This is a genomic window from Monashia sp. HAY1-5C, assembly GCF_056755255.1.
This window is the reverse complement of the sequence record NZ_JBPGXG010000200.1, coordinates 1-6,007: the sequence shown is the minus strand read 5'-3', so window position 1 is coordinate 6,007 and position 6,007 is coordinate 1. Positions and strand designations below refer to the sequence as shown.

Below are 6,007 nucleotides of genomic sequence, written 5' to 3'. Positions count from 1 at the left end.
GGTCGTGCACATGGCGTGCGGGTCGAGCAAAGGTCGAGCAGAGGTCGAGCAGAGGTCGAGCAGGGTGGGGCGGCAGGCGCTCCCGCACTGGTACCAGTCCATCCGGTCCGACCGTACCGCGCAAGGCGCGGCGGACGCGCACAACGCGGGACAACGCGCCCGTCGGTGGCCCCCACCGCCACCGCGTCCCACAGCCGGACCCGGGTGTGACGGCCACCACGGATTGGTGGAGGATGGGTGGGAGCCCCGCTACGGCCGACCGGCCGCGAGCGCGGCGACGCGACGAGAAAGGACCCACGACGTGGCTTCCGAGGCCGGCCCGATCCTCAACGGCATCCCCAGTCAGCTCCCGGACATCGACCCCGAGGAGACCCAGGAGTGGCTCGACTCGCTCGACGCCGTGCTGGACGAGAAGGGCCGTACGCGAGCGCGGTACATCATGCTCAAGCTCATCGAGCGGGCCCGCCAGCAGCAGGTCGGGGTGCCGTCCCTGACCGCGACCGACTACATCAACACCATCCCGCCGGAGCGCGAGCCGTGGTTCCCCGGCGACGAGGACGTCGAGCGCGAGTTCCGCCGCTACATCCGCTGGAACGCCGCGGTCATGGTGCACCGCGCGCAGCGTCCGGGCATCGGTGTCGGCGGCCACATCTCGACGTACGCGAGCGCCGCCACGCTCTACGAGGTGGGCATGAACCACTTCTTCCGCGGCAAGGACCACCCCGGCGGCGGCGACCAGGTGTACTTCCAGGGCCACGCCTCCCCCGGCATGTACGCCCGCAGCTTCCTCGAGGGCCACCTCAGCGAGGCCGACCTCGACGGCTTCCGCCAGGAGAAGAGCCACATCGTCGACGGCAAGATCCGCGCCGTCCCGTCCTACCCCCACCCGCGCCTCATGCCGGACTACTGGGAGTTCCCGACGGTGTCGATGGGCATCGGCCCGATGAACGCGATCTACCAGGCGCAGTTCAACAAGTACCTGCACAACCGCGGCCTCAAGGACACTAGCCAGCAGGACGTCTGGGCCTTCCTCGGCGACGGCGAGATGGACGAGCCCGAGTCCCGCGGCCTGCTCCAGCTCGCGGCCAACGAGGAGCTCGACAACCTCACCTTCGTCATCAACTGCAACCTGCAGCGTCTCGACGGCCCGGTGCGCGGCAACGGCAAGATCATCCAGGAGCTCGAGGCGTTCTTCCGCGGCGCCGGCTGGAACGTCATCAAGGTCGTCTGGGGACGCGGGTGGGACCCGCTGCTGGCCGGCGACCGCGACGGCGCGCTCGTGCACATCATGAACCAGACGAGCGACGGCGACTACCAGACCTTCCGCGCCAACGACGGCAAGTACGTCCGCGACCACTTCTTCGGGCGCGACCCGCGCACCGCCAAGATGGTCGAGGACTGGACCGACGAGCAGGTCTGGTGGGACCTCAAGCGCGGCGGCCACGACTACCGCAAGGTGTACGCGGCCTACAAGGCGGCGCGGGAGCACACCGGGCAGCCGACCGTCATCCTCGCCAAGACGATCAAGGGCTACAGCCTCGGCTCGCACTTCGCCGGCCGCAACGCCACGCACCAGATGAAGAAGATGACGCTGGACGACCTCAAGGCCTTCCGCGACAGCCTCCGCATCCCGATCACCGACGAGCAGCTCGAGGCCAACCCGTACCAGCCGCCGTACTACCACCCCGGTCCCGACAACGAGGTCATCCGGTACTCGGTCGACCGCCGCGCCAAGCTCGGCGGCACCCTGCCGAGCCGACGCGTCCGCTTCGAGACCGTCAAGCTGCCCGGTGACGAGGCCTACGCCCAGGTGAAGAAGGGCTCGGGCAAGCAGGAGGTCGCCACGACGATGGCCTTCGTGCGCCTGCTCAAGGACCTCCTGCGCGACAAGGAGTTCGGCAAGCGCATCGTGCCGATCATCCCCGACGAGGCGCGCACGTTCGGCATGGACGCGTTCTTCCCGACGATCAAGATCTACAACCCCAACGGACAGAACTACACGCCCGTCGACGCCGAGCTCATGCTCGCCTACCGCGAGAACGAGCAGGGCCAGATCCTGCACCTCGGCATCAACGAGGCGGGTTCCCTCGCCGCGTTCACGGCCGCCGGCACGTCGTACGCGACCCACGGCCAGCCGATGATCCCGGTCTACGTCTTCTACTCGATGTTCGGCTTCCAGCGCACCGGCGACTCCATCTGGGCGGCAGCCGACCAGATGACGCGTGGCTTCCTCATCGGCGCCACCGCCGGCCGCACGACGCTGACCGGAGAGGGTCTGCAGCACGCTGACGGCCACAGCCCCCTCCTCGCCTCGACCAACCCGGCGGTCGTGCACTACGACCCGGCCTTCGGCTACGAGATCGCGCACATCGTCCAGGACGGCCTGCATCGGATGTACGGCGAGGGGCGGACTCCCGAAGAGTCCAACCTCATCTACTACCTGACCGTCTACAACGAGCCGATCGTGCAGCCGGCCGAGCCGGAGAACGTCGACGTCGAGGGCATCCTCAAGGGCATGTACCGCCTGTCCCAGGCCGACACCGAGGGCTGGCAGCACACCCCGGCGCGCGCACAGCTCCTCGCCTCGGGCGTCGGGGTGCCGTGGGCGCTCGAGGCCCAGCAGCTGCTCGCCGACGACTGGGGCGTGGCTGCCGACGTCTGGTCGGTGACCTCGTGGAACGAGCTGCGCCGCGACGGCCTGGCCGCCGACGCGCAGGAGTTCCTCGGCCCGGACGGCGCGCCGGTCAAGCCGTGGGTCACCCAGTGCCTCGAGGGCACCGAGGGCCCGGTCATCGCCGTGTCGGACTACATGCGGGCCGTGCAGGACCAGATCCGCGAGTGGGTCCCTGGCACGTACGCCTCGCTCGGCGCCGACGGCTTCGGCTTCTCCGACACCCGCCCGGCCGCTCGCCGCTTCTTCCACATCGACGGCCCCTCGGTCGCGGTGCGGGCGCTGCAGCTGCTGGCCAAGGAGGGCCGGATCGACGCCGACATCCCGGCCAAGGCGGCCGACAAGTACCGGCTCGACGACGTCACGGCCGGCACGTCCGGCAACGCCGGCGGCGAGAGCTGACGCTCCGACTGACCGACGCCGGTGGCCCGGTCCCCATGCGGGGGCCGGGCCACTGCGCGTCCCGGCGTCGTCGACCTTACCGATCGGCCGCGCGCCTCTCCCGACGTGCCGCGCTTTGCGGCACCCACTGCGCGGGCCCACGCCGTCCGCGCCCCGAAGCACAGGCCGTGTTCCGTCAGGCAGCCCGTGCGAGGGCGTCGAGGACTCGCCGGCGCACTCGCTCCGGGTCGTCGAGGTCCGACCAGACCAGCCGGACCACCGTCCAGCCCTCGCGCCGCAGCGCGTCCTCGCGCTGCTTCTCCTCGAACAGGGTCTCGCGGCGACCGTCGGCGTACTTCACGGCGCCGTCGAACTCGACGAGCACGCGCGACCCGATGATCCGGAAGTCGGCCCGGTAGCGGCGGCCGTCCGCGACGACCTCGACCTGCGGCTCCAGCTCGAACCCGAGTGCCCGCAGCACGTAGGCCGTCCGGCTCTCACCGGGTGACTCGTGCCGCCCGTCGGCCTGCGGCAGCGCCGCGCGCACGGGCCCGACACCCGTGTGGTGGCGCAGGTCGGCGACCGCACGGGCCAGCGCGTCGGGCGTCACCAGGGCGGCGCGCAGGGCGGCGTCGGCCGGGACGAGCGCGCCGAGGGGGCCGCTGAGCAGTCCCGCCTGGACGATCGCGTGCGCGAGCGGCATCGCGACGGGCCGGTTGCCGTCCCGCCCGGGTGAGCCGAGCCGCACCTCGCCCACGGCCCGATGGACCACCAGCCCCGGCCTGCGCACGCTGACGCTGCGTCCCGCCCCCGCAGCATCGCCTCGGCGTCCGCCCACGGCTGACGTGAGGTGCACCGTGCGCAGATCGGCGCCGAACGTCGGGAGGCGTCGACAGAGGAGCAACGAGTGGTGGCTGATGACCGCGCGCGAGCGGAACTGTCGTCCCAGCGCGAGCGCCGTGAGGCGATGCACCTCCTCGGCCGTCGGCGAGGCCTCGGCGACGAGGGCGTACCAGCCACGCGTCAGTCGGATGACCTCACCTCGACGGCACAGGCGGGTCAGCGCATGCCGGTCGACACCGATGCGGTCGGCGTCGCCGGTGGAGAAGATGCCGTCCCGGGCCACGAGTCGCAGATCCATGCCACGACCGTGGGCCCGGTGCCGGACGGTGACCACCGCGGGGTCCGCCGCTGTGGATCGGGTGTGGACCGGCGCAGGGGATGTGGACGGCGGGCCGAGCCCGGGTTGGTGTCAGCAGCCGGCCCGCGTGCGACGGGCTGCGTTTCGGGGCAGGTCGCGTCGGTTGCCCAGCAGTGCCTGCCCCGAACCACAGCCGATGCGACGCAGGCCCAGCCCGCGCCGGCCCGCAAGCGGCATCGCGATTGGATAGGTATGCGCGCCTGTGCATATACTTGCACGCGTGTCCAAGGTACTGACCTCCCTCCCTGTCGGTGAACGCGTCGGCATCGCCTTCTCCGGTGGCCTCGACACCTCGGTGGCCGTCGCGTGGATGCGTGAGAAGGGCGCGGTGCCCTGCACGTACACGGCCGACCTCGGCCAGTACGACGAGCCGGACATCGGGTCGGTCCCGGGCCGCGCCGGCCAGTACGGCGCCGAGATCAGCCGCCTCGTCGACTGCCGCCAGGCGCTCGTCGAGGAGGGGCTGTCGGCCATCGCCTGCGGTGCCTTCCACATCCGCAGCGGCGGCAGGACGTACTTCAACACGACGCCGCTCGGACGTGTCGTCACCGGCACGCTCCTCGTGCGGGCGATGCACGAGGACGGCGTCTCGATCTGGGGCGACGGCTCGACCTTCAAGGGCAACGACATCGAGCGGTTCTACCGCTACGGCCTGATGGCCAACCCGCAGCTGCGCATCTACAAGCCGTGGCTCGACGCCGACTTCGTCACCGAGCTCGGCGGCCGGCACGAGATGTCCGAGTGGCTGACGGCCCGCGACCTGCCCTACCGCGCGTCCGCGGAGAAGGCCTACTCGACCGACGCCAACATCTGGGGCGCCACGCACGAGGCCAAGACCCTCGAGTTCCTCGACGAGTCGATGGAGGTGGTCGAGCCGATCATGGGTGTCCGGTTCTGGGACCCCGCCGTCGCCATCGAGCCCGAGGACGTCACGATCCGCTGGGAGCGCGGCCGCCCGGTGGCGGTCAACGGGGTCACCTACGACGACCCCGTCGCGCTCGTCATGGAGGCCAACGCGATCGGTGGCCGCCACGGACTCGGCATGAGCGACCAGATCGAGAACCGCATCATCGAGGCGAAGTCGCGCGGCATCTACGAGGCGCCGGCCATGGCGCTGCTCCACCTCACGTACGAGCGGCTCCTCAACGCGATCCACAACGAGGACACCATCGCCAGCTACCACGCCGAGGGCCGACGCCTCGGTCGCCTGCTCTACGAAGGCCGCTGGCTCGACCCGCAGTCGCTCATGCTGCGAGAGTCGCTCCAGCGCTGGGTCGCCAGCGCCGTGACCGGCGAGGTGACCGTGCGCCTGCGCCGCGGCGACGACTGGTCCGTCGTGAACACGACCGGCCCGGCATTCAGCTACCACCCCGAGAAGCTGTCGATGGAACGCACCGAGGACGCCGCGTTCGGGCCCGTCGACCGCATCGGCCAGCTGACGATGCGCAACCTCGACATCGCCGACTCGCGCGCCAAGCTCGAGCTCTACGCGTCGCAGGGCCTGCTCGGCTCCGATGCCACCGACCTCGTCGGCGAGCTCGCGCCGGGTGGAGCGCAGGCCATCGCCGCCAACCCGGCGGCGGCCGATGTCGACGAGCTGGACGAGGCGCTCGACCGCGCGGCGATGGAGTTCGGCACCGACTGAGTAGGGTCCTCGGTCATGGAGCCGACCGACGCGATGACCGACCGCGACACCGTCGACGCGCAGTACGCCGGCACGGACAACCTGCGCACCCGCCGTGCCGTGTGGGGGC

Annotated in this window: 3 protein-coding genes; 2 read left to right on the top strand and 1 reads right to left on the bottom strand. The window is 71.0% G+C overall.

Annotated elements, in window-relative coordinates:
- Positions 1 to 301 precede the first annotated feature (301 nt).
- Positions 302 to 3,073, top strand: a complete 2,772-nt coding sequence (aceE, locus tag ACR9ZK_RS20400; RefSeq protein ID WP_481343793.1) for a pyruvate dehydrogenase (acetyl-transferring), homodimeric type — start codon at positions 302 to 304, stop codon at positions 3,071 to 3,073.
- A 175-nt stretch (positions 3,074 to 3,248) separates the two neighbouring features.
- Here the strand turns inward: aceE and ACR9ZK_RS20395 are convergent, their stop codons facing one another.
- Positions 3,249 to 4,193 (bottom strand): type IV toxin-antitoxin system AbiEi family antitoxin domain-containing protein, encoded by a 945-nt coding sequence (locus tag ACR9ZK_RS20395; RefSeq protein WP_481343792.1) that lies wholly within the window; start codon positions 4,191 to 4,193, stop codon positions 3,249 to 3,251.
- Between the two features lie 280 nt (positions 4,194 to 4,473).
- Between ACR9ZK_RS20395 and argG the strand changes: the two genes are divergently transcribed.
- Positions 4,474 to 5,898 carry an argininosuccinate synthase gene (argG, locus tag ACR9ZK_RS20390; RefSeq protein ID WP_481343791.1) on the top strand — a complete coding sequence of 475 codons (1,425 nt, stop codon included), beginning with the start codon at positions 4,474 to 4,476 and terminating at the stop codon, positions 5,896 to 5,898.
- The last annotated feature ends 109 nt before the right edge of the window (positions 5,899 to 6,007 follow it).

Coding starts and splice junctions, on each gene's coding strand:
- ACR9ZK_RS20395 (WP_481343792.1), bottom strand. CDS start 4,193: ATGGATCTGCGACTCGTGGCCCGGGACGGCATCTTCTCCACCGGCGAC.